Genomic DNA, 21,768 nt, shown 5'->3' on the forward strand with positions numbered 1-21,768 from the left:
CCCGCCGCCACCGCCCCGCGAGCCGTGTAGCGTGAATCGGCATGGAATCTCGGCAGATCACGGTGGGTGACCGGGCGTGGACCGTGCGGATCGACGGACCGGAATCCCGGCACAGCGTGCTGCTGCTGCCCGACGCGGGCGAGCCGGCGGACGTCTTCGACCAGGTGTGCGCCCGCCTGCACACCTCGGATCTGCGCACCTTCGCGGTGGAATCGATCGAGGGCCTCGACTCGACCGGGGTGACCGCGATCCTCGACGCGCTGAAACTGCCCTGGGTGAACGTGGCCGGATGCGGCGCGGGCGCGGTGCTGGCCTGGCAGGCGTGCGCACGCGGCTTCGGCCGCTTCCAGAGCCTGGTCGTGGCCGATCGCGGCCACCCGGCGACGCCCGGCGCCGACGGAACGGTCGCGGACCCGGCCACCGGCCCGGTCGAGGTGCCCACCACGCTTCTGGTGACCAAGAATCTGCCGCGCTCGGTGGCCGACACCTCCGGGCGGTTCGTCTACGGCGAATTCCGGGTGGTCGAGGTCGACGTCACCAACGTGGCCACCGAAGCCGACCACGAGCTGGCCACCGAGATCGTGCTACGCACCAGCCTTTGGTGACGTCGCGGCCTGGTAGCCCGCGAGCCAGTCGAGCCAGCTGTCGAGCTCGCCGAACGCCTGGGCCAGCGCTTCGGGGCCGGACAGGAACACGTCGTGCTTGGCTCCGTCGATCGGCACCATGTTGGTGCGATCGCCCAGGCAGCCCGACCAGCGCTGGATCTGCTTGACGTCGAGCACCGCGTCGGCCACGTCGACGGCGGGACCGTACCGCCTGGCGAACTTGGTCATCCGGGAGCGCAGGATCAGCGAGGGCACCCCGATGTCGAGGCCCTGGTGCAGCCGCGCGTGGCCGTTGCGGATCGCGCGCAGCCAGCCGAACCGGACGGGGAAGCCGTGCAACGGCTTCCAGTCCAGGTTGTAATCCCACGTGCCCGACACCGACCGGTGCAGGCTGTCGCCGTAGGTGCTGACCTTGCCGCCGGGCAGTTGCACCATCCTCCGGAACCGGCCGAGCGCTTTGATGATCGGCGTTCCGACGGTCCGGTAGTAGGAGGGGCCCTGCAGGTCGAACCACGGGCTGTTGAGCACCACGCCGGTGATGCCCGCGGCGGCCGTCCCCCGGGAGCGGTTGAGCCGGTCCAGCCACAGCGGCACGACCAGGCCGCCGGTGGAGTGGGCGGTGAGCACGACAGGAGCGCCGGTCTCCGCGCGGACGATCCGCAGCGACTCCTCGAGCTCCCGGTCGTAGAAAGCGAGATCGGTCACATAGTGCGGGGTGTGTCCTTCGCGCAGCGAGCGACCGCATTTGCGCAGGTCGAGAGCGTAGAACTGGAACCCGCGGGCGGCGAAGTGCTCGGCGAGGTGCTCCTGGAAGAAGTAATCGGTGAAACCGTGGACGTAGAGCACCGCACCGGCGGTCTGCTCGACGGCGCCGGAGGGCACGTAGCGCACCAGCGTGGCGACCACCTCGCCCTCGCCGTCGGGATCGGGGCCAAGCGGCAGCGTGCGCTGCTGATAGTGCGGACCCAGCACGTCGGGGCGCCAGCCTTCGCCATCCGGCGAGGTGCCGACCGGCTCGGCAAGCGACTGTTCGTTCGTCACGCGACCAATCTATTGGACGGTGTCAAACGCTGGCAGACGGCAGCCGCCGGCCCGACCGGCGAAGTGACGGTCGTCTCTGTCGCATTCCGCACAATCAGCAGGTTCGTTGCGGGATGGGGGCATGGTGAGGTGCACAATTGGGCATAGGTGAACGACGGGTAACCTAACTCCCGCCATGCCGTTCGGGGCCGGCGAACGCCGGAACCGAGCCACAACTACACCGTGCCCAGGCTGGTCCACCCGCCCGGTGGGCCCGCGCAGACAAGGAAGTCGATCTACCCGTGCCGAACGCTGCCATGACTGAAAAGACCGATGTAGTACTCATCGGTGCCGGGATCATGAGTGCCACTCTCGGCGCGCTGCTGCGGCAGCTGCAGCCGGACTGGTCGATCTCCCTGTTCGAGCGGCTCGACGCCGCCGCGGCGGAGAGCAGCGATCCGTGGAACAACGCTGGCACCGGACACTCCGCGCTGTGCGAGCTGAACTACAGCCCGCAGGCGCCCGACGGCTCGGTGGACATCACCAAGGCCGTCGACATCAACGAGCGTTTCCAGGTCTCCCGGCAATTCTGGTCCTACGGCGTGGAGAACGGCATCCTGCGTGATCCGTCCGCGTTCATCAACCCCATCCCGCACGTCAGCTTCGTGCACGGCGCCGACAACGTGGAGTACCTGCGCAAGCGGTACGAGGCGCTGGCGCCGCACCCGCTGTTCGAGGGCATGGAGTACATCGACAGCCCCGACGAGTTCTCCCGCCGCCTGCCGCTGATGGCGCGCGGCCGCGACTTCTCCGACCCGATCGCGCTGAACTGGACCGACGGCGGCACCGACATCGACTTCGGCTCGCTCACCCAGGAACTGCTCGCCTACCTCGGCGCGTCCGGGGCCGACCTGGCCTTCGGGCACGAGGTGCGCGATCTGGCCAAGCAGTCCGACGGATCCTGGGTGGTCACGGTCCGCAACCTGCGCACCCGGGAGACCCGCAAGCTGATCAGCAGGTTCGTCTTCGTCGGCGCGGGCGGCGGCGCGCTGCCGCTGCTGCAGAAGGCGGGCATCAAGGAGGCGAAGGGCTTCGGCGGCTTCCCGGTGAGCGGTCAGTTCTTCCGCTGCGTCAACCCGGCGCTGATCGACCAGCACGAGGCCAAGGTGTACGGCAAGGCCGCGGTCGGCGCTCCGCCGATGTCGGTGCCGCACTTGGACACTCGCGTCATCAAGGGCAAGCCCGGCCTGCTGTTCGGCCCGTACGCGGGCTGGACGCCGAAGTTCCTCAAGGATGGCAAGAACACCGACCTGTTCAAGTCGGTGCGGCCGAACAACATCTTCTCGCTGCTCGGCGTCGGCGTCACCGAGCTCGGCCTGACCAAGTACCTGGTCAGCGAGCTGCTGAAGTCGCAGGCGGGCAAGGTGGTCACGCTGTCGGAGTTCATCCCGCGCGCCGAGGCAAGGGACTGGGAGCTGATCACCGCGGGCCAGCGCGTGCAGGTGATCCGCCGCAAGGGCGTCGGCGGCGTGCTCGAGTTCGGCACCGCCGTGATCGCCGCGCAGGACGGCACGATCGCCGGTCTTCTCGGCGCTTCCCCGGGCGCCTCCACCTGCGTCACCGCCATGCTGGACGTGCTGCAGCGGTGCTTCCCGCAGGAGTACGCCGCGTGGACGCCGAAGCTGAAGGAGATGGTGCCCTCGCTGGGCGTGAAGCTCTCCGACGACCCGGCGTTGTTCCACGAAGTGTGGGAGTGGACCTCCAAGGCGCTCAACCTCGTCGACGGCGGCGACAACACGCCGAGACGTGCAGGGGTCGCGGCGAACGCCTAGGTTGTGATAGCAAGGCGCGATGATGTCAACGGTTGCTCTCAAACGCTCCTGGGCGCAGGATCTCGATACCGCGACGCTCTACCAGCTGTTGAAACTTCGCGTCGAAGTCTTCGTCGTCGAACAGAAGTGCGCGTACCCCGAACTGGACGGGAAGGACCTGCTCCCCGAGACCAGGCACTTCTGGCTCGATGACGAGGGCGAGGTCATCGCCACGCTGCGGTTGTGCGAGGAGCACCACGACGGTGTGAAGAGTTTCCGCATCGGCAGGCTGTGCACCGCGGCGCCCGCCCGCGGGCACGGATACACCACGCGACTGCTGCAGGCGGCGCTGGCCGAGGTCGGCTCCGCGACGGTGCGCCTGAGCGCCCAGAGCTACCTGATCGACCTGTACACCAAGCACGGCTTCAAGGTCGACGGTCCGGAGTTCGAGGAAGACGGGATCCCCCACGTGCCCATGCGCAGGGGAGGCGAGTAGCCCCTCCTACCCGCCAATCGCACCCGCTCCGGGAGTCTCCGGGGCGGGTGCGGCGCTTCGAGGGTGTGTCCGCATCGGTTCTGAATCGAAGGGCCGTGTCGGTCGGGTGAGGTCGCGTGCTTAGAGTTGGGGCGTGTCCTTGTCCCGTGCCGAAACAGCGCCGACGTCCGAACAGCATCGCCGTACTCGTCCGGGTTCGGACGGTGAGGCGGGATTCCCGTTCTCGGCGGTGGTCGGGCAGGAACGGCTGCAACTGGCGCTGATCCTGTGCGCGGTGCATCCCGGTATCGGCGGCGTGCTGGTGCGTGGCGAGAAGGGCACCGCGAAGTCGACCGTGGTGCGCGCGCTGGCACAGCTGCTGCCGCCGGTGGTGGACGAGACCGGCGCGCGCCCCGCTCGCCTGGTGGAGCTTCCGGTAGGCGCGACCGAGGACCGCGTGGTCGGCTCGCTGGACCTGGAGCGGGTGCTGCGCGACGGGGAGCAGGCGTTTCGTCCCGGTCTGCTGGCCGCGGCCCATCACGGTGTGCTGTACGTCGACGAGGTCAACCTACTGCACGACCATCTGGTGGACGTGCTGCTCGACGCCGCGGCGATGGGCCGGGTGCACATCGAGCGCGACGGCGTGTCGCACTCGCATCCCGCGCGATTCGTGCTGGTCGGCACCATGAATCCGGAGGAGGGCGAGCTGCGTCCGCAGTTGCTGGACCGGTTCGGCCTGACCGTGGACGTGGCCGCATCGCGGAATGTGGACGTGCGCATGGCGGTGGTGCGCCGCAGGCTGGACTACGAGGCCGACCCGTCCGGATTCGCCGCACGATACGCCGAGGCCGACCGCGCGGTGGCCGAGCGCATCCTCGCCGCCCGTGACCGGCTGGGGCAGGTGGCGCTCGACGATGTGGAGCTGCGCCGGATCGCCGCGCTGTGCGCCGCGTTCGACGTCGACGGGATGCGCGCCGATCTGGTCGTGGCGCGCACCGCAACGGCGCATGCCGCCTGGCGCGGCGCCGACGCGGTGACCGAGGACGATGTGCGGGTGGCCGCCGAACTGGCGCTGCCGCACCGCCGCAGGCGCGATCCGTTCGACGAGCCGGGCATCAGCGAGCAACAGCTCGACGACGCCATGCGCGACGCCGCCGCGGAGGCGCAACGCGAGCAGCCGTCGTCTCCTCCGCAGGATGCCTTGGAGACGGACGATGCGGTAGCGGAAAGGCGGGAGTCTTCCGACGACGGCCCCGACGATCCCACGCCGACCGACGGCCCCGAAGACCCGTCGCCGCCGGAAGGTCCGGGTGGCGGGCGTTCGGGCGAAGGGCACACCGGCACACCGATTTCCGCCGGCGCGCGGACACCGCGCTGGGAGGTTCCCGGTGTCGGCGAGGGCGCCCCGGGACGCCGCTCTCGCGCGGAATCCCGGCACGGACGAGTGGTGCGTTCCAGCACCGACACCTCATCCGGGCTGCATCTGCTCGGCACCGTGCTGGCGGCCGCGCCGAAACAGCGGGCGCGCGGGCGGGACGCGGGGCCGCTGCGGCTGGCCGCCGAGGACCTCCGCGGGGCGTACCGGGAGGGCCGCGAGGGGAATCTGGTGGTGTTCGTCGTCGACGCGTCCGGTTCCATGGCCGCCCGCGACCGTTTGTCCGCGGTCACCGGTGCGGTGGTCACGCTGCTGCGCGATGCCTACCAGCGCCGGGACAAGGTCGCCGTCGTGAGCGTGCGCGGTGCGGAGGCCGAACTCGTGCTGCCGCCCACGTCGTCGGTCGACATCGCGGTGCGCCGGCTGTCGGGGATGCGCACGGGCGGGAAGACGCCGCTGGCGGCGGGCCTGCTGAAGGCGCGCGAGGTGGTGCTGCGCGAGCGTGTGCGTGATCCCCGGCGCAGGCCCATGCTGGTGCTGCTCACCGACGGTCGCGCCACCGGCGGCGCCGACCCGGTTCCGCGCGCCCGTGCCGCGGCCCGCTCGCTGGCCAGGGACGCGGTCACCTCGATCGTCGTCGACTGCGAACGCGGCATAATCCGGCTCGGTCTCGCCGCGGATCTGGCTCGCGAACTGCGCGGAGGATATCTGCGGTTGGCCGAGCTGACCGGCGATTCGGTCGCCGACGTCGTCCGATCGAGTGCCGCGGGCCCCAGCGGCACGTCGCGCGCGGCGTGAGAACGACTTACGGCACACGCGTGGTTGGCGGCGCGGGCGTGCGGCCCCTGTCTGGTTGGCGGCGCGAGCACACGGTGCTCGTCTGGTTGGCGCCGCCGGCCACACGGCGCCCGTGCGGTCGGCGGCGCGAGCATACGGCGGCCGCCCGGTGGGGGCGTTCCGTGCCGACCCGCGCAGGTCGGGTTGCGGAAGGTCGTGGTTGTCGGCGTGGACGCGCCATAGGTCGGAGTGATCCGAAGACGAGCAAGGAGATTCGATGCCCAAGGGTGTTCCCGAGACCGTTCCCGACGACGGGCTGACCACGCGGCAGCGGCGCAACCAACCGGTGCTGGCGGTGCACACGGGGCCGGGCAAGGGCAAGTCGACGGCCGCGTTCGGTATGGCGCTGCGGGCCTGGAACCAAGGTTTCGAGGTCGCGGTGTTCCAATTCGTCAAGAGCGCCAAGTGGAAGGTCGGGGAGGAAGCCGCCTTCCGCGCGCTCGGCGCGCTGCACGAGCAGACCGGCGCGGGCGGGCCGGTCGAATGGCACAAGATGGGCGAGGGCTGGTCCTGGACCCGCAAGCAGGGCACGGAAGAAGACCACGCGGCGGCCGCGCTGGCGGGCTGGCAGGAGATCGCCCGCCGCTTGAAAGCCGAACAGCACCGCTTCTACGTCCTCGACGAATTCACCTACCCCCTCAAATGGGGCTGGGTCGACACGGCCGAAGTAGTCGAAACCCTCCGTACCCGCCCGGGTAACCAGCACATCGTCATCACCGGCCGCGACGCCCCCCAACCCCTCCTCGACGCCGCCGACCTCGTCACCGAGATGGCCAAACTCAAACACCCCATGGACGCGGGCCGCAAAGGCCAGCGAGGCATCGAATGGTGATGTCCGCGAGCGGCACATGGCTGCGGCGAATCGCGAGAGGCCCGCACGATGGTGTGCCGCTCGCGACGCGGGGGCGCGGATGAGGGCCGTTGTGGTGGCGGCGCCGGCGTCGGGAAGCGGGAAGACGACGGTGGCGACCGGGTTGGTGGGGGCATTGCGGAGGGTGGGGCATCGGGTGGCGCCGTTCAAGGTGGGGCCCGATTACATCGATCCTGGGTATCACGGGTTGGCGGCGGGGCGGCCGGGGCGGAATCTGGATCCGGTGCTGGTGGGGGCGGAGCGGGTGGTGCCGCTGTACCGGCACGGTGTCGCGGAATGCGATCTCGCCGTGGTCGAAGGCGTGATGGGGTTGTTCGACGGGCGGATCGACGAACATCATTCGGGTCCGGTGGCGGAGGGCTCGACCGCGCAGGTCGCGGCTCTGCTCGGGGCTCCGGTGGTGCTGGTGGTGGACGCGCGGGGGCACAGCCAGAGTTTGGCGGCGCTGCTGCACGGATTCGCCACCTTCGACAGCGGGGTCCGGCTCGGCGGGGTGATCCTCAACCGGGTGGGCAGCGAACGGCACGAGCAGGTGCTGCGCGCCGCCTGCGATCGCGTCGGGTTGCCGGTGCTCGGGTCGTTGCCGCGTTTGGCCGAACTGGAGGTGCCGTCCCGGCATCTCGGTCTGATCCCGGCCGTGGAACACGGTCCGGCCGCCACGGCGGCGGTCGCGGCGATGACGGACCTCGTGGCCGCGCATGTGGACCTGCATGCCGTCGCGGCACTCGCCCGCTCGTCGGTGACGGGACCGGCGTGGGATCCCGACGCGGCCGTGCGTGGGCTCGAAGGAGCATCTGCTGCGAGTTCTGTTGGCGGAGTCGGTGACTCGGGTACCTCGACGGTCGACGGTGATGAGGACTTGTGCGTCTCGACCGAGCCCGGCGACGCCTCGAGCGCCGGCGGAAGCGCGGACGGCGCGATTGCCGTCGAGCCCGCCGATGGGCAGGGTCCCCTGGTCGCCATGGCCGGTGGCCCAGCGTTCACGTTCGGCTATGCCGAGCATCGCGAGCTACTGGTTGCCGCAGGGGCGCGGGTGGCCGTGTTCGATCCGCTGCACGACGGATTGCCTACCGGAACAGCGGCATTGGTGTTGCCCGGTGGTTTCCCTGAGGAGCATGCCGCAGAACTGGCCGCCAATTCCGGCCTGTTGCGGGCGGTGGCCGAAGCCGCCCGGCACGGGATGCCGATGCACGCCGAGTGCGCCGGGTTGCTGTATCTGACCCGATCACTGGACGGGCACCCGATGGCCGGAGTGGTGGACGCCGACGCGGAGTTCGGCTCGCGCTTGACCCTCGGCTACCGGGACGCCGTCGCGCTGACCGACTCGCCGCTGTGGCGCGTCGGCGAGCGGGTCCGCGGGCACGAGTTCCACCGCACCCGTCTGGTGTCGGCGCCGCCGCGCGATCCGGTGTGGGGATGGCGTGGCAGCGCGGGGGAGCGAGTCCAGGAAGGGGCGTCGAGCGGCAACGTGCACGCGTCGTACTTGCACACCCATCCGGCGGGGAATCCCGCGGCGGTGCGGCGATTCGTCGCCGCCGCGACGCGGTTCGCGAGTTCCCGTGCCGTCGGCTGAGGTCGTCGTCGGCATCGGCCTGCGACCACGCACCTCGGCCCGCACGATCAGCGCCGCCTTGCGCGAGGGTGTGGGCGACCACCGGATCGTGTGCCTGGCCACCATCGCGCAGCGCGCCACGGAACCCGGCCTGCGCGCCGTCGCCGCCGACCTCCAGGTACCGCTGCGCGCCTACTCCGCCGACGAACTGGCGTCGGTCACCGTCCCCAACCCCGGCGACCGGACGCGCTCGGCCGTCGGCACGGCAAGCGTCGCGGAGGCCGCTGCCCTGCTCGCCGCCGACGGCGGGCCGCTGGTGCTGCCCAAACGCGTCGTGCACGGCGTGGTGCTCGCGGCGGCGTTGTTCGCGCCGTAGCGCCCGGTTGCCGAGGACATTCGCCCGATCGCCGCGACCGCGTGGGTGCCGTTCCCGATCGCTGCGACCGCGTGGATGTCGCTGCCCGCCTGCCACGCCCGCCTGGGCGTCGTTGCGGGCCTACTGCGACGCGACTGTGCGGCGCCCACCGCCTGCTCTTCGCCACCAGGTATTCCCCCACCAACAACCGGCAGTGACCACCCGGGGAACGCGACGGTGGTTGTCTCAGGGCGCGACCGAGCCCCAGTCGGCGAAGCCGGTCGGGTCGTGGCGGCCGATGCTGGCGTGCTCGAACAGGCCCCAGCCTTCGGCGTCGCCGCAGCGGGCGCGGGCGACGTGATCGGTCACCCCGTAGGGGATGCGGGCGACGATCCCGGGATCGGTGAGGTCGTAGCGGCTCGAGGACGACCAGTCGCGCCCCTTCCACTGGCCGTGCTGCCAGTCGGGATCGCCGCCGTAGCCGCACCCGACGTGCAGGGGAACGCCAGTGCCCGGCGTGATCTCGATCTCCAGGGGCTTGCCGTCCGGCGTGGTCAGCTCGAGTCGCGCACCGACGGGAACTCTTGTGCCGGAACGGTAGTCGATGGAGATGCGGGGCCAGCCGAGCTGTTCGGTGCGTCCGTCGGGCCAGATCCTGGTCGCGTCGTTGAGCGTGCGCCTGCCGTCCGGCTGCTCCTGCACGATGACGACGACGGCGAAATCGTCGAACCGCAGCGGCACGTACAGCCACCAGAATCCGCCCGAGGGTTCGGCGGCCGCGCGGCCGGGCGGTTCGGTCTCGCCGACCGGGCGGATGCCCCACGACCGGTCCCTGGTTCCGGTCCACACCGCCGGGTCGACCGCGACGTCGTCGCCGTCCACGCGCAGCGTTCCGGCCCACGAGCCGACCTGCGCGAAGCGGGACGCGTCGATGATCGGCCGGTTGCCCGCGAGGATGAGGTGCGGTTGTTCCTGCACGGCGGGAAACGCCCCGGTCCAGGTCAGATCGAAGCCCAGATCGTCGTGCTCGCAGACCACTCGGATGCGGTGCAGCGGCTCCAGCACCTCGACGCGGTAGCCGCCGACGCGCTGGTCCAGGCTGCGGTCGCCGAGCGCGTCGGAGAAGCGCACCGCGCGCACCGTGTCGCCGCGACGGACCGCGGCGTAGGCGTCGGTCACCCCGAGATTCGGGTACACGCCGAGTCCGGTGATCAGGAACGTTCCGCCGTCGCGGTCGTGGGCGTTGAAGTAGCTGCGGTCGTAGAAGTTCCGGTCACTACTGGCCACCCGGGCCAGTGACAACGGGGTCTGGTGGATCGGGTATTCGTCCAAGGGCACAGGCATGATCAGTCCCATTCGTAGGTTCCGTCGAGCAGCGCTTCCAGGCTTGCCCGGTGCATGACGTAGTCGTCGCGATCCGGCGTGTCGGTGTCCTCGCCGAAGTGGATCATCCTGCGCTTCACCCGCGCCATCACGATCGCGTGGCGCAGCGCGGCGTACACGATGTAGAAATCGAGATCGCGCACCGCATGGCCGGTCAGTTCTTCGTATTCGGACACCACGTCGTCGCGGCGCAGGAAGTCGGGCAGTCCGGGCTGACCGAAGCGGGTGGCCAGGTCCTGGAAGAACCGGTGGATGAAGATCACCCAGCCCAGGTCGAGTTCCCGCGGACCGAGCGCGGCCATCTCCCAGTCCAGCACCGCCACCGGGTCGAATTCGCGGTAGATGATGTTGCCGGGACGGGCGTCGCCCCAGGTGAGCACGTCCGGGCCGGGGTCGGCGGGCCAGTGCTGCTCCAGCCACGCGAAACTTCGCTCGATGAGGGGGATTTCGAAGCCGTCGTCGGCGAGCCCCCATCGGTACCACGAGCGCTGCGCGGCGACGTGCCTGCGCAGCGATTCGCCCGGCCCGTCCAGCATCGGGAACAGCGCCGCGGGGTCGGGTATGCCGTGGATCTTGGCGATCACCTCGACGGTGTTGTGGGCGAGCCGGAGGCGTTCGGCGGGATCGGCGTCGAACAGCCAGCCGATGAACACGTACGGCGGGTTGTCCGTCGGCACCCGTCCGTCCACCCGGCGCATGACGAAGAACGGTGCGCCGAGCGGCTTCTCGTCGTTCTCCAGCCAGCACAGGCCCGGCACCGGAACGTCGGTGGCCGCGGCGACACCCGCCATCACCTGGTACTGAGTGGCCAGGTCGTAGGTCTCGAAGACAGGGAACGATCCGGCCTCGGGCGCCATCCGCGCGACGAACGACCCGCGCTCGGCCCGCCCGCCCGCGGTCCACTCGGCGTCGAACAGGATCGAGGTGCTGGACATGCCGCCGGACTGCGGACGCGACAGATCGTGGATGCGCGGCGGTTCGTCAGCGGCGACTTTGGTGTGCAGCCAGCGCGTCAGGTCCCCGGCGAGCGTGTCGAGGTCGCGTTCGCTGACGGTCAGCTGATGTCGCTGTGCCGGGTCCGGATCGTCGGTCATCGTTGTCCTCCTGACACGTGCGGCCGGGGTTCGCCCGGGATACGCGACTGTAACGCGTTCTAGTTATTGGCGGGCCGGAACCGGGAACGAATCCCGTGCGGCCTGGTCGGGCGGACACATAGGCCGAAAGAAGGACCCGGAAAGCCAGGGTTTTCCCGGAGGTCATCCCATGACCTGGTCGGATACGTTCGGCTGACCAATGTGTCGGCCGGCGAGGGGAGCGGTGTGAATACCGTCGAAATGGATGTGGTGGCCAGCGGTGAGGCGCGGGACGGCGCCGAGCGGCGGCCGTGGGGCCTGCCGGCCCGGATCGCGTTCCGCTTCGCCTTCGCCTATTTCGGCCTGTTCTGCCTGCTGTTCGCGCAGATCCTCTTCGTTTTCACCGGAATACTGAGCAAGTGGCTGCCGGAGGACGCGGTCATCTGGCAGATGCGCGCGACGGGCCCGCTGGTCGGCTGGGTCGGCGACCATCTCTTCGGGGTCGAAGCCGTCTTGCACGAGGATTCCGGCAGCGGCGATCAGGCCGCGATCTGGGTGCTGATCTTCTGTGAACTGGTCGCGGCGGCGCTGATCACGATCGTGTGGTCGGTCCTCGATCGCCGTCGCCGCGACTACGCGGCACTGCTCAGCTGGTTCCTGGTGTTCGTCCGGCTGTGCCTGGGCGGCCAGATGCTCTTCTACGGCCTGGCCAAGGCGATTCCGTCGCAGATGCCCGCGCCGTCGCTGACCGCGCTGCTGCAACCGTACGGGACGATGAGCCCGGCGTCGGTGCTGTGGAACCAGGTCGGCGCCGCCCCGGCGTACGAGATCCTGCTCGGCACGGCCGAAGTGCTCGGCGGCCTGCTGCTGTTCCTGCCGCGCACCGCGACGGCGGGCGCGTTGCTCAGCCTGGTGAGCATGGCGCAGGTCTTCGTGCTGAACATGACCTACGACGTGCCGGTGAAGATCCTCTCGTTCCACTTGCTGCTGCTGTCGCTGGTGGTGCTGGCGCCGCAGGCCGGGCGGCTGGCGAACGTCCTGGTGCTGGAACGTCCGTCCGAACCCGCCGCGCAGCCGCCGCTGTTCGGTTCCCGCCGCGCGAACCGGATCGCGGCAGGGGCGCAAGTGGCGCTGGGTCTGTGGGTGCTGATCGGTGGGGTGTACATCGGCTGGCAAGCCTGGCAGGAGTCGGGTGACGGCGCGCCGAAGCCGCCGCTCTACGGCATCTGGACCGTCGGCGAGTTCACCAGGGACGGGCATCCGGCTCCGCCGCTGCGCACCGACGAGGGCCGCTGGCAGCGGCTGATCATCGATCGCAGCGGGACGACGGTGCAGACGATGGACGACTCCTTCGTGCCCGTCGTCGCGGTGGTCGACGAGGCGGCGCACACCATCGTGCTGTCGGAGGCCGCGCCGTCGGCGGGCGCACCACCCGCCCGTCTCGGAGCTTTCACCTTCACCCAGCCCGGACCCGAGGCGCTGGCGCTGACGGGCGAGCTGAACGGAACACCGGTGACCTTGTCGCTCGACCGGATGGACCTGAACTCCTTCCCGCTGCGCGGCCGAGGCTTCCACTTCGTGCAGGAATATCCGTACTTCCGCTGAAATCGCCAACGCCAACGGTGCTTTTGGATACCTTCGGTCTGCATCGACTGGGACTGGAGGGACCGCCGTGACCGAAGCGATCCTCGAACGGACAGACGCCGCGGACGAGGAAGCGCCGCAACCCCGGCCCTGGCGCGCGACGACGCGGGTGGCCTTCCGCTTCGGTTTCCTGTATTTCGGGCTGTTCTGCCTGGTCTATCCGTCGATCGTCCCGGAGTTCCTCGGATCGGCGCGCGAAGGGCTGCCGGACTGGGTGAACTCCGGTGCCGCCCGTGCGCTGCGCCCGGTGATCGAAGGGACCGGGACGCGGGTGTTCGGGGCGTCCGTCGCGGCGAACACGGCCTCGATCAGCGGCGACCAGGCCTACTTCTGGGTGCTGGTGTTCGTCGTCCTGGTAGTGGCGGTGCTCGGCACCGTCGTCTGGAGTGCGCTGGACCGGCGGCGGCCGCACTACCGGGCCTTGCAGCCGTGGTTGCTGCTGTTCGTGCGCTTGTGCCTGGCCGGGCAGATGATCGCCTACGGCATGGCCAAAGCCATCCCGACCCAGATGCCGCCGACCCCGCTGAGCCGGCTGCTCGAGCCTTACGGGAATTTCAGTCCGATGGCGGTGCTCTGGAACCACATCGGGGTGTCGCCGCAGTACGAGATCCTGCTGGGCTGCGCGGAACTGCTCGCGGGCGTACTGCTGTTCGTGCCGCGCACCGCACTGGTGGGCGCGCTGCTCGCCTTGGTGTGCACGACGCAGGTGTTCGTGCTGGACATGACCTACGACGTGCCCGCCAAGATCCTGTCGTTCCACCTGATGCTGCTGTGCCTGGTGCTGCTCGCCCCGGAGGCGGGCCGTCTGGCGAACGTGCTCGTACTCGACCGGCCCACCGGACCGTCCACGGCGCCGCCGTTGCTGCGCTCGCCCCGGGCCGACCGCATCGCGGCCGTGATGCAGATCGCGCTCGGTGTGTGGCTGGTGTTCTCGAACGCCTACACCGGCTGGGAGAGGTGGAACGAGCAGGGCGCGGGGCGGCCGGAACCTCCGCTGTACGGCATCTGGGCGGTCACCGACTTCAGCGTGGACGGCAAAACGCTGCCCCCGTTGACAACCGACGGATTACGTTGGCAGAGAATAGTTTTCGATCGGGACGGCGTCACGGTGCAACGAATGGACGGCCAGCTGGTACCGGTGCTCGCCATGGTCGATCCCGACGCGCGCACCGTGGTCATGGCCGCGCCGCCCGCGGCCGCAGGCGCGGGGCCGCAACCGCTGGGCAGTTTCGGCTTCGACCGGCCGGCACCCGACCGGCTGACTCTGACGGGCACCCTCGCCGGGCAGCCGGTCTCGGTGGCACTGACCTCGGTCGCGCTCGATGATTTCCCCGTGCGCGGCCGCGGGTTCCATTGGGTGCAGGAATATCCGTATTTCCGCTGAGCCGCCCGGTCAAGCCTCGAGGTCGTCGGCGAACCCGATGTCCTCGTGCCACAGCGCGGGATGCTCGGCGATGAAGCGGGTCATCAGGTCGATGCAGCGCCGGTCCTCCAGGACGGTGACGGCGACGCCGTGGCCGGCGAGCCACTCGTGCCCGCCGGAGAACGTCAGCGACTCACCGACCACCACCGAGCCGATGCCGAACTGGCGCACCAGGCCGCTGCAATACCAGCACGGCGAGAGCGTGGTGACCATGATGGTGTCGCGGTAGTCGCGCCGTCGTCCCGCCGCGCGGAAGGCGTCGGTCTCGGCGTGCACGCTGGGATCGCCGGACTGCACCCGGCGGTTGCGGCCGCGGCCGAGCACCGCGCCGTTCGCGTCGAAGAGGGCGGCGCCGATCGGGATCCCACCTTCGGCGAGTCCGCGCAGCGCTTCGTCGTAGGCCACGTCGAGCAGTCGTGCCGGTGTCAGCTGCTTCATCGCTCCGCCTTTCCGAGCTGGACGACTCCACCGCAACCTACCGCCGTGAGCTGCCGGATCGCTCGCCACTCGCGCCGTAGGCCCCGCCCGCGCCGGTCGATTGCCGGGGTCCGGCGGTCACGCCGTAGGCTCGAAACTTGTGCCGAACACGTCAGACGCAACGCAAGACCAGCCCACCGGCGACCCGAACTACCTGGTCGGGCTCGATCTGCACGGCCGGCGTGTCGTCGTGGTCGGCGGCGGGTCGGTGGCGCAGCGCAGGCTGGGCCTGCTGATCGCCTCCGGCGCGGACGTCCACGTGGTGAGTCGTGCCGTCACGCCCGCGGTCGAGGGGATGGCGAGTTCCGGGCAGATCACCGTCACGCTGCGCGATTACGCCGACGGCGACCTCGACGGCGCCTGGTACGCGATCGCGTGCACCGACGAGCCGGAGACCAACGCGGCGGTGGTGGCCGAGGCGACCCGGCGGCGGATCTTCTGCGTGCGTGCCGATACGGCTCGGCTGGGCACCGCGGTCACCCCCGCCACCGCGCGCTACGACGGGCTGACCCTCGGCGTGCTCGCGAGCGGACAGCACCGGCGCTCGGCGGCCGTGCGCAACGCGGTGCTGGAAGCTCTGCAATCCGGAGTGGTGAGTGACGACTCGACGCCGATCGCGCCAGGCGTCGCCTTGGTCGGCGGCGGACCGGGTGATCCCGACCTGATCACCGTGCGCGGACGACGGCTGCTGGCCAGGGCGGATCTGGTGGTGGCCGACCGGCTCGCGCCGCCGGAACTGCTCGCCGAACTCGGGCCCGAGGTCGAGGTGGTCGACGCCGCCAAGATCCCGTACGGGCGGGCGATGGCGCAGGAAGCGATCAACAACGCGCTGATCGAAGGCGCGAAAGCGGGCAAGTTCGTGGTGCGGCTCAAGGGCGGCGACCCGTACGTGTTCGGGCGCGGCTACGAGGAACTGGAGGCGTGCGTGGCCGCCGGGGTTCCGGTGACGGTGGTGCCCGGCGTCACCAGTCCCATCTCGGTGCCCGCGGCCGCGGGTATCCCCGTGACCCACCGCGGCGTCACCCACGAGTTCGTGGTGGTGAGCGGGCATGTCGCGCCGGACCACCCGGACTCGCTGGTGGACTGGCCCGCGCTGGCCCGGCTGCGCGGCACGTTGGTGCTGATGATGGCGGTGGAGCGGATCGAGCAGTTCGCCACGGCGCTGCTGGAGGGCGGCCGCCCGGCGGGAACGCCCGCCACCGTCATCCAGGAGGGCACGCTGCGCACGCAGCGCGTGCTGCGCGCCGATCTCGGCACGGTGGCCGCCAGGGTGCGCGCCGAGGGTATCCGCCCACCCGCGATCGTGGTGATCGGCCCGACCGCCGGATTCTCCGCCGACGCGATCGTTCCGCACGCCGACTCCGCGGCGGGTTAGCCTCACCGCTGCCGCTGCCGCTGCCGCTGCCGCTGCCGCTGCCGCTGCCGCTGCCGCTGCCGCGTGATCCGAATCCGAGCGGACGGTGGTGCACGCAACCCCGCCTGTCAGGTCGCCTCGGCACCCGTGACGGTGGCCGTTCGCCGAGTGCGCGGGCCGTTGGCATTCGACTTCGCAGCAGATCGCTCAGCCGACGAGTGGGGGAGCGGAGCGGGCGAGTCGCCCGCCCTTCGGCCCGCGTGTCACGGACGGTCGGCTGTCGGCGTCGGACCAGGCAGCATCGCCGACCTCCGCCGCGTCGTCCGCGCCGCGTCATGCCTTTCCGCCTCGACCGCCGGGCAGAGTGGGGCGGACGTCTCGGAGGCGCTCCACGCGGTGAGCAGCCGGCGCCGGCCTGACCCGGCCGGATGGTCGGGACAGCTCCCCGTCACCGGTCCGACCGGGCCGGTGGGTGGACAAATGCGGCAGCGGCATCAATTACAGTGACTCACTGTGCTTCGGAACCCCGCTGCGACGATGCAGTATCCAGTGACGCAGCGGGCCTTCGGGCTCGCGATCCTAGTCCTGAGCGGACTGCAGCTCATGGTCGTGCTCGACGGCACGGTCGTGATCTTCGCGCTGCCGCGGCTGCAGGAGGAGATGGGGTTGTCCAGCGCGGGCAGCGCGTGGACGGTGACGTCCTACGGGCTCACCTTCGCGGGCCTGATGCTGCTCGGCGGCAGGCTCGGCGACGCGTTCGGCCGCAAGCGCATGCTCGTGGTCGGCGTCGCGCTGTTCACCCTGGCCTCGCTGTTGTGCGGCTTGGCGCAGAACCAGGCGATGCTGCTCGCGGCGCGCGCGTTCCAGGGCGCCGGCGCCGCTGTCGCAGCGCCCACCGCGTTCGCGCTGGTGGCGACGACCTTCGCGCCGGGCAAGGCACGCAATCAGGCGATCGCGATCGTCGGCTCGATGGTCGGCATCGGCTCGGTCGGCGGACTCGTGGTCGGCGGCGCGCTGACCCAGCTGTCCTGGCGGTGGATCTTCCTGATCAACGTCCCGATCGGCGCGCTGATCATCCTCGGCGCGGCCTACAAGCTGGCCGACACCGAACATCACCGTTCGGCCCTCGACCTGCCCGGCGCGGTGCTCGGCACCATCGCCTGCGCCTCGATCGTGTTCGGCGCCACCGAAGGGCCGGAGATGGGATGGGGGCACCCGGCGATCATCGGTTCGCTGATCGCGGGCGTGGTGCTGCTGATCGTCTTCGTGGCGCTGGAGCGGCGGGTGGACGACCCGCTGCTGCCGTGGTCGCTGTTCGACAGCCGCGACCGCGTCGCCACCTTCCTGCTGATCTTCCTGGCCGGCGGCGTGCTGGGCGCGATGACCTTCTTCGTCGCGCAGTTCATGCAGAACGTCATCGGGTACGGGCCGCTCAAGGCGGGCGTCGCGGCGATCCCGTTCACCGTCGGCATCGGCATCGGCGGCGCGGTGGCCTCCAAGGCGGCGCTGTACATCGCGCCGCGCTGGCTGCTCGCGGGCGCGGCCGCGGTGCTCGGCGTCGGACTGCTGTTCGGCTCGACTCTCGACGGCGAGGTCATGTACTTCGCCACGCTGCTGCCGCTGCTGGTGGTGATCGGCCTGGGCGTCGGCATCGCCATGGTGCTCGCACCATTGTGCGTGCTGGTCGGCGTGCCACCGGCCAATATCGGGCCGCTGGCCGCGGTCGGGCAGATGTTCATGAACCTGGCCACGCCGGTGGCCATCGGCCTGCTCACCCCGATCGCGGCCTCACGGACCCTTTCGCTCGGGGGCCGCACCGAGAAGGTGGCCGGGATGACGCCCGCGGAGATCGCCGCGCTCGGCAACGGCTACACCCTGGTGCTGTTCGTCTGCGCCCTCGTCGCGTTCGCGGCCGGACTGGTCGCCCTGACTCTGCGCTTCACCCCCCAGCAACTGGCCATGGCCCAGCACGCCCAAGAGGAAGCGCAGCAAGGGAGCGTTTGATTCGCCGCTTGTTCGTCGCGGCGTTTTCGCGGCCTCCTCATGGGCTTGGAAGACGTGGTCGAGGTCGCCGACGCGGACTCAGAACCTGCCCACTACGCGCCGGGGTGTCACCCGCACGATGACGCGTGGCCCGTCGTTGACCGACGCGGGGTTGAAGTCCGCGTACTTCTGTCCGGTGTACTTCGCCGAGAGCTCGTCGGGCAGCGTCTTCTCCGGGTCGGGCGTGATGGTCGCGCTGCCCCGGATCTCCGCGTAGACGTACGGGTTGTCCGGCGGGTTGATCAGCACGGTGATGCGCGGGTCGCGCGCCAGGTTCTTGCCCTGCTGGCGATCGGTCGTGGTGGAGAAGAGCAGGTCGTCGCCGTCGCGCTTCAGCCAGATCACCGTCAGATGCGGTTGCCCGTTGGGGCCGATCGTGGCCGCGGTGGCGAAGACCTTTTCTTCGTCCAGGTACTTCTTCAGGTCGTCGGAGAGCTCTGCGATGCTGGTCACGTTCTGAGCGAACAACGCGGCGCCGCACGGCATTCCCGTCGGCTCCGCGCACGCCGCCGAAGAACTCTGTCGAGCCGGTCGCGGACCGAAGGATCGGGCGGCGGCGAATCCGGCCGCCTCGCGGTGCGCGCGTTCGGGCAGAGCGCGGAAGTGCCTGCGGAAGGTGTTGTGCACGACGACCATGTCGCCACGCGCGCCCGCGACCGTGTTGATCAGCCGGGCCCCCCGGCACGTCCTCACCGCGGCCGAACGCGGGCGGCGGTGGGCGGAGGTTGTCGCGGCCTACCCCGGCTACGAGACCTACCAGAAGCGAACGACCCGCCGTATCCCTCTTGTCCTGTTGACCGCGCACGACAACTGACACGGCTCGACGGCGCCAGGTGCTCGTGAGCCGAAGGCACGAATCGGGCCGAACTCGCCCCGCACCACGGAACAGCCGGATGCGCTCAGGTGATGATCAAAAGCTCCGTCGGCGAAGCGATCTCGGCTCGCAACCCCGCTTTGGCCGCCACCCGCGCGACGCCGCGCACATCGGCCGGTTCGGCTCTGCTGAGCACGAGCGCGCGCGCCAGCAGACCCTTGTGGTGCTTGTTGAAATGACTCACCACCGTCCGTGACCCGTCCGGATGTTCGGTCAGCACGTTGGCGGTGATCGCGCCGGGCACCCGCCCGAGCTGCTGATAGGTGCCCGAGCGCAGGTCGACGACGAGTTCGCCCGACGCCTCAGCGTGCAGCGCCGCGGGCAACTCGTCGCGCCAGACGGCCGAAAGCGTCGGCAGTCCGGGCAGTTTCGAGCCGCCGGACAGGCGGTAGGCGGGAATCGGGTCACTCGCGCGGACCGCGCCGAACAGCGCGGAGCCGATGCCGAGCCGGGCGTACGCCTTGGCCCGCTGCGCCTTGGTGAACGAGCGCGCGTCGAGCGCGTCGTAGAGGACGCCGGTGTAGCGCTCCAGCGCGGGACGCGTCGGAGCGGTGCGCAGCGCGGCGTTGCGGGCGATCTCGCCGTCGGCGCCCTTGCCGAGGCCGAGCGCGGCGCGGGAGCGTTCCGGGTCGGCCGCCAACCGAACGACTTCCTCGATCAGCCGGGCACGCACCGCCGTGAGCTGCGGCATCGCCAGTGCGTCCAGCGCGAGCGGCGCCCCGGAGCCGCCGTCGGACTTGGTTTCGGAGGGAGGCAGCAGCACCAGCACGAACGAATACGGTAATGCGCTGGGACCAGCGTTCGGCCAGCGACTACCCTGTGCATCCGTGATCACCCGCCTCTCCCGCCTGTTCCTGCGCACTCTCCGCGACGATCCCGCCGATGCGGAGGTGCCCAGCCACAAACTCTTGGTCCGTGCCGGCTATGTGCGCCGCGTCGCCCCGGGTGTCTACTCGTGGCTGCCGCTGGGCCTGCGCGTGCTGCGCAAGGTGGAGGACGTGGTGCGCGCGGAGATGGACGCGATCGGCGCGCAGGAGATCTCCCTGCCCGCGCTGCTGCCACGCGAACCGTACGAGACCACCAACCGGTGGACCGAGTACGGCGACGGCCTGTTCCGGCTGCGCGACCGCAAGGGCGCGGATTACCTGCTCGGCCCCACCCACGAGGAGCTGTTCGCGCTCACCGTGAAGGGCGAGTACAGCTCCTACAAGGACCTGCCGGTCACGCTCTACCAGATCCAGACCAAGTACCGCGACGAGGAACGTCCCCGCGCGGGCATCCTGCGCGGGCGCGAGTTCGTGATGAAGGACTCCTACTCCTTCGACCTGGACGAGGACGGCCTGAAGGCCAGCTACCACGCGCACCGCCAGGCCTACCAGCGCATCTTCGACCGGCTGCGGGTCAAGTACGTCATCGTGGCCGCCACCTCGGGCGCGATGGGCGGCAGCGCCTCGGAGGAGTTCCTGGCCGACAGCCCCGTCGGCGAGGACACCTACGTGCGCTGCCCGGAGTCCGGCTACGCGGCCAATGTGGAGGCGGTGGTCACGCCCGCGCCCGAACCGCTGCCGATCGAAGGGCAGCCCGAGGCCGTCGTGCACGATACCCCCGACACCCCGACCATCGCGACGCTGGTGGACTGGGCCAACAGCGCGGGCATCGCCGAGCGCTACGGCCGCCCGGTCACCGCGGCCGACACGTTGAAGAACGTGATGGTCAAACTGCGCCACCCGGACGGCAAGACCGAGATCGTCGGCATCGGCGTCCCCGGTGACCGCGAGGTCGACGACAAGCGCCTCGGCGCCTCGGTCGAACCGGCCGAGGTGGAACTGCTCACCGACGCCGACTTCGCCGAGAACCCGTTCCTGGTCAAGGGCTATATCGGCCCGAAGGCACTGCAGGCCAACGGCGTTCGCTACCTGGTCGATCCCCGTGTCGGCACCGGCACCAGCTGGATCACCGGCGCCGACGAGCCTGGCAAGCACGTCGTCGGCCTGGTCGCGGGCCGCGACTTCACCCCCGACGGCACCATCGAGGCGGCCGAGGTCCGCGACGGCGATCCCTCGCCCGACGGGCGCGGCGCCCTGGTGGCGGCGCGCGGCATCGAGATCGGCCACATCTTCCAGCTCGGCAACAAGTACACCGACGCGTTCGAGGTGGACGTGCTCGGCGAGAACGGCAAGCCGGTGCGGCTGACCATGGGCTCCTACGGCATCGGCGTCTCGCGCATGGTCGCGGTGATCGCCGAGCAGCAGCACGACGACAAGGGGCTGCGCTGGCCCGCGGCGGTCGCGCCCTACGACGTGCACGTCGTCATCGCGAACAAGGACGACGCGGCCCGCGCCGGCGCCGAAGAAGTGGTGTCCGGCCTGCACGCGCAGGGTTTGGACGTGCTCTTCGACGACCGCACCGCCTCGCCGGGGGTGAAGTTCAAAGACGCCGAGCTGCTCGGTATGCCGCTGGTGCTGGTGATCGGCCGGGGCTGGGCCGAGGGCAAGGTCGAACTGCGCGACCGTTTCACCGGCGAGACCGAGGAACTTCCCGCCGCCTCCGCGGTGGACGCGGTGGTGGCCAAGGTGCGCGGCTGAGCTGCTTCCCG

At 70.3% G+C, this 21,768-nt stretch carries 19 protein-coding genes; 13 read left to right on the forward strand and 6 right to left on the reverse strand.

Translation table 11 applies throughout. The features are described 5' to 3' along the window. The first annotated feature begins 41 nt into the window (after positions 1-41). Positions 42-605: an alpha/beta hydrolase gene (locus U3653_RS12665; RefSeq protein ID WP_195078772.1), complete on the forward strand. Its 564-nt coding sequence runs from the start codon at positions 42-44 to the stop codon at positions 603-605. On the opposite strand, the gene U3653_RS12670 is transcribed toward U3653_RS12665, so the two are convergent. Then, positions 585-1,646 (reverse strand): alpha/beta hydrolase, encoded by a 1,062-nt coding sequence (locus U3653_RS12670; protein ID WP_195078773.1) that lies wholly within the window; start codon positions 1,644-1,646, stop codon positions 585-587. The genes U3653_RS12665 and U3653_RS12670 overlap by 21 nt on opposite strands. A 296-nt stretch (positions 1,647-1,942) precedes the next feature. Between U3653_RS12670 and mqo the strand changes: the two genes are divergently transcribed. The 6 genes from mqo to U3653_RS12700 all read left to right on the forward strand — a co-directional run bounded on the left by mqo (position 1,943) and on the right by U3653_RS12700 (position 8,922). After that, positions 1,943-3,457 (forward strand): malate dehydrogenase (quinone), encoded by a 1,515-nt coding sequence (gene mqo / locus U3653_RS12675; protein WP_195078774.1) that lies wholly within the window; start codon positions 1,943-1,945, stop codon positions 3,455-3,457. Positions 3,458-3,476: 19 nt separating this feature from the next. Beyond that, positions 3,477-3,932: a GNAT family N-acetyltransferase gene (locus U3653_RS12680; RefSeq protein WP_195078775.1), complete on the forward strand. Its 456-nt coding sequence runs from the start codon at positions 3,477-3,479 to the stop codon at positions 3,930-3,932. 139 nt (positions 3,933-4,071) lie between these two features. Further along, the gene (locus tag U3653_RS12685) at positions 4,072-6,084 is read left to right on the forward strand and encodes a magnesium chelatase subunit D family protein (RefSeq protein WP_195078943.1); all 2,013 of its coding nucleotides are present in this window, start codon (positions 4,072-4,074) and stop codon (positions 6,082-6,084) included. Between the two features lie 256 nt (positions 6,085-6,340). Next, the gene (gene cobO / locus U3653_RS12690; RefSeq protein ID WP_195078776.1) at positions 6,341-6,955 is read left to right on the forward strand and encodes a cob(I)yrinic acid a,c-diamide adenosyltransferase; all 615 of its coding nucleotides are present in this window, start codon (positions 6,341-6,343) and stop codon (positions 6,953-6,955) included. A 79-nt stretch (positions 6,956-7,034) separates the two neighbouring features. Further along, positions 7,035-8,567, forward strand: a complete 1,533-nt coding sequence (locus U3653_RS12695; RefSeq protein WP_195078777.1) for a cobyrinic acid a,c-diamide synthase CobB — start codon at positions 7,035-7,037, stop codon at positions 8,565-8,567. Further along, complete coding sequence (locus tag U3653_RS12700) at positions 8,554-8,922, forward strand: cobalamin biosynthesis protein (RefSeq protein WP_195078778.1); 369 nt, start codon at positions 8,554-8,556, stop codon at positions 8,920-8,922. Before U3653_RS12695 ends, U3653_RS12700 begins: the two co-directional genes overlap by 14 nt. A gap of 225 nt (positions 8,923-9,147) precedes the next feature. On the opposite strand, the gene U3653_RS12705 is transcribed toward U3653_RS12700, so the two are convergent. Continuing rightward, positions 9,148-10,245 (reverse strand): Rv3169 family protein, encoded by a 1,098-nt coding sequence (locus U3653_RS12705; protein WP_195078779.1) that lies wholly within the window; start codon positions 10,243-10,245, stop codon positions 9,148-9,150. A 2-nt stretch (positions 10,246-10,247) separates the two neighbouring features. Then, a complete protein-coding gene (locus tag U3653_RS12710; protein ID WP_195078780.1) occupies positions 10,248-11,378 on the reverse strand; it encodes a phosphotransferase family protein in 1,131 nt (376 codons plus the stop codon). A 225-nt stretch (positions 11,379-11,603) separates the two neighbouring features. Here U3653_RS12710 and U3653_RS12715 point away from each other — a divergent pair, with 225 nt between their 5' ends. Both U3653_RS12715 and U3653_RS12720 read left to right on the forward strand, forming a co-directional pair. Next, a complete protein-coding gene (locus U3653_RS12715) occupies positions 11,604-12,962 on the forward strand; it encodes a DoxX family protein (RefSeq protein WP_323124225.1) in 1,359 nt (452 codons plus the stop codon). Positions 12,963-13,029: 67 nt separating this feature from the next. Further along, positions 13,030-14,385, forward strand: coding sequence for a DoxX family protein (locus U3653_RS12720; protein ID WP_195078781.1), 1,356 nt, complete (start codon positions 13,030-13,032; stop codon positions 14,383-14,385). A gap of 9 nt (positions 14,386-14,394) precedes the next feature. On the opposite strand, the gene U3653_RS12725 is transcribed toward U3653_RS12720, so the two are convergent. Beyond that, entirely contained in the window at positions 14,395-14,838 is a 444-nt protein-coding gene (locus U3653_RS12725; RefSeq protein ID WP_195078945.1) for a nucleoside deaminase, read from the reverse strand. Positions 14,839-15,001: 163 nt separating this feature from the next. Between U3653_RS12725 and cobA the strand changes: the two genes are divergently transcribed. After that, positions 15,002-16,276, forward strand: a complete 1,275-nt coding sequence (cobA, locus tag U3653_RS12730) for a uroporphyrinogen-III C-methyltransferase (protein ID WP_195078782.1) — start codon at positions 15,002-15,004, stop codon at positions 16,274-16,276. Positions 16,277-16,792: 516 nt separating this feature from the next. Beyond that, positions 16,793-18,259 (forward strand): MFS transporter, encoded by a 1,467-nt coding sequence (locus U3653_RS12735; RefSeq protein ID WP_195078783.1) that lies wholly within the window; start codon positions 16,793-16,795, stop codon positions 18,257-18,259. Between the two features lie 78 nt (positions 18,260-18,337). On the opposite strand, the gene U3653_RS12740 is transcribed toward U3653_RS12735, so the two are convergent. Then, on the reverse strand, positions 18,338-18,934 hold the full coding sequence (locus U3653_RS12740) for a PPOX class F420-dependent oxidoreductase (RefSeq protein ID WP_323124226.1): 597 nt from the start codon (positions 18,932-18,934) through the stop codon (positions 18,338-18,340). Between U3653_RS12740 and U3653_RS12745 the strand changes: the two genes are divergently transcribed. Beyond that, complete coding sequence (locus tag U3653_RS12745) at positions 18,933-19,112, forward strand: nitroreductase/quinone reductase family protein (RefSeq protein ID WP_195078784.1); 180 nt, start codon at positions 18,933-18,935, stop codon at positions 19,110-19,112. The genes U3653_RS12740 and U3653_RS12745 overlap by 2 nt on opposite strands. 85 nt (positions 19,113-19,197) lie before the next feature. Here U3653_RS12745 and yaaA read toward each other — a convergent pair whose 3' ends face one another. Continuing rightward, on the reverse strand, positions 19,198-19,941 hold the full coding sequence (gene yaaA / locus U3653_RS12750; RefSeq protein ID WP_195078785.1) for a peroxide stress protein YaaA: 744 nt from the start codon (positions 19,939-19,941) through the stop codon (positions 19,198-19,200). Positions 19,942-19,999: 58 nt separating this feature from the next. On the opposite strand from yaaA, the gene U3653_RS12755 reads away from it, so the two are divergent. Continuing rightward, complete coding sequence (locus U3653_RS12755) at positions 20,000-21,757, forward strand: proline--tRNA ligase (protein WP_195078786.1); 1,758 nt, start codon at positions 20,000-20,002, stop codon at positions 21,755-21,757. Positions 21,758-21,768 lie beyond the last annotated feature (11 nt).

The organism is Nocardia implantans (assembly GCF_035544775.1).
GTDB lineage: Bacteria > Actinomycetota > Actinomycetes > Mycobacteriales > Mycobacteriaceae > Nocardia > Nocardia implantans.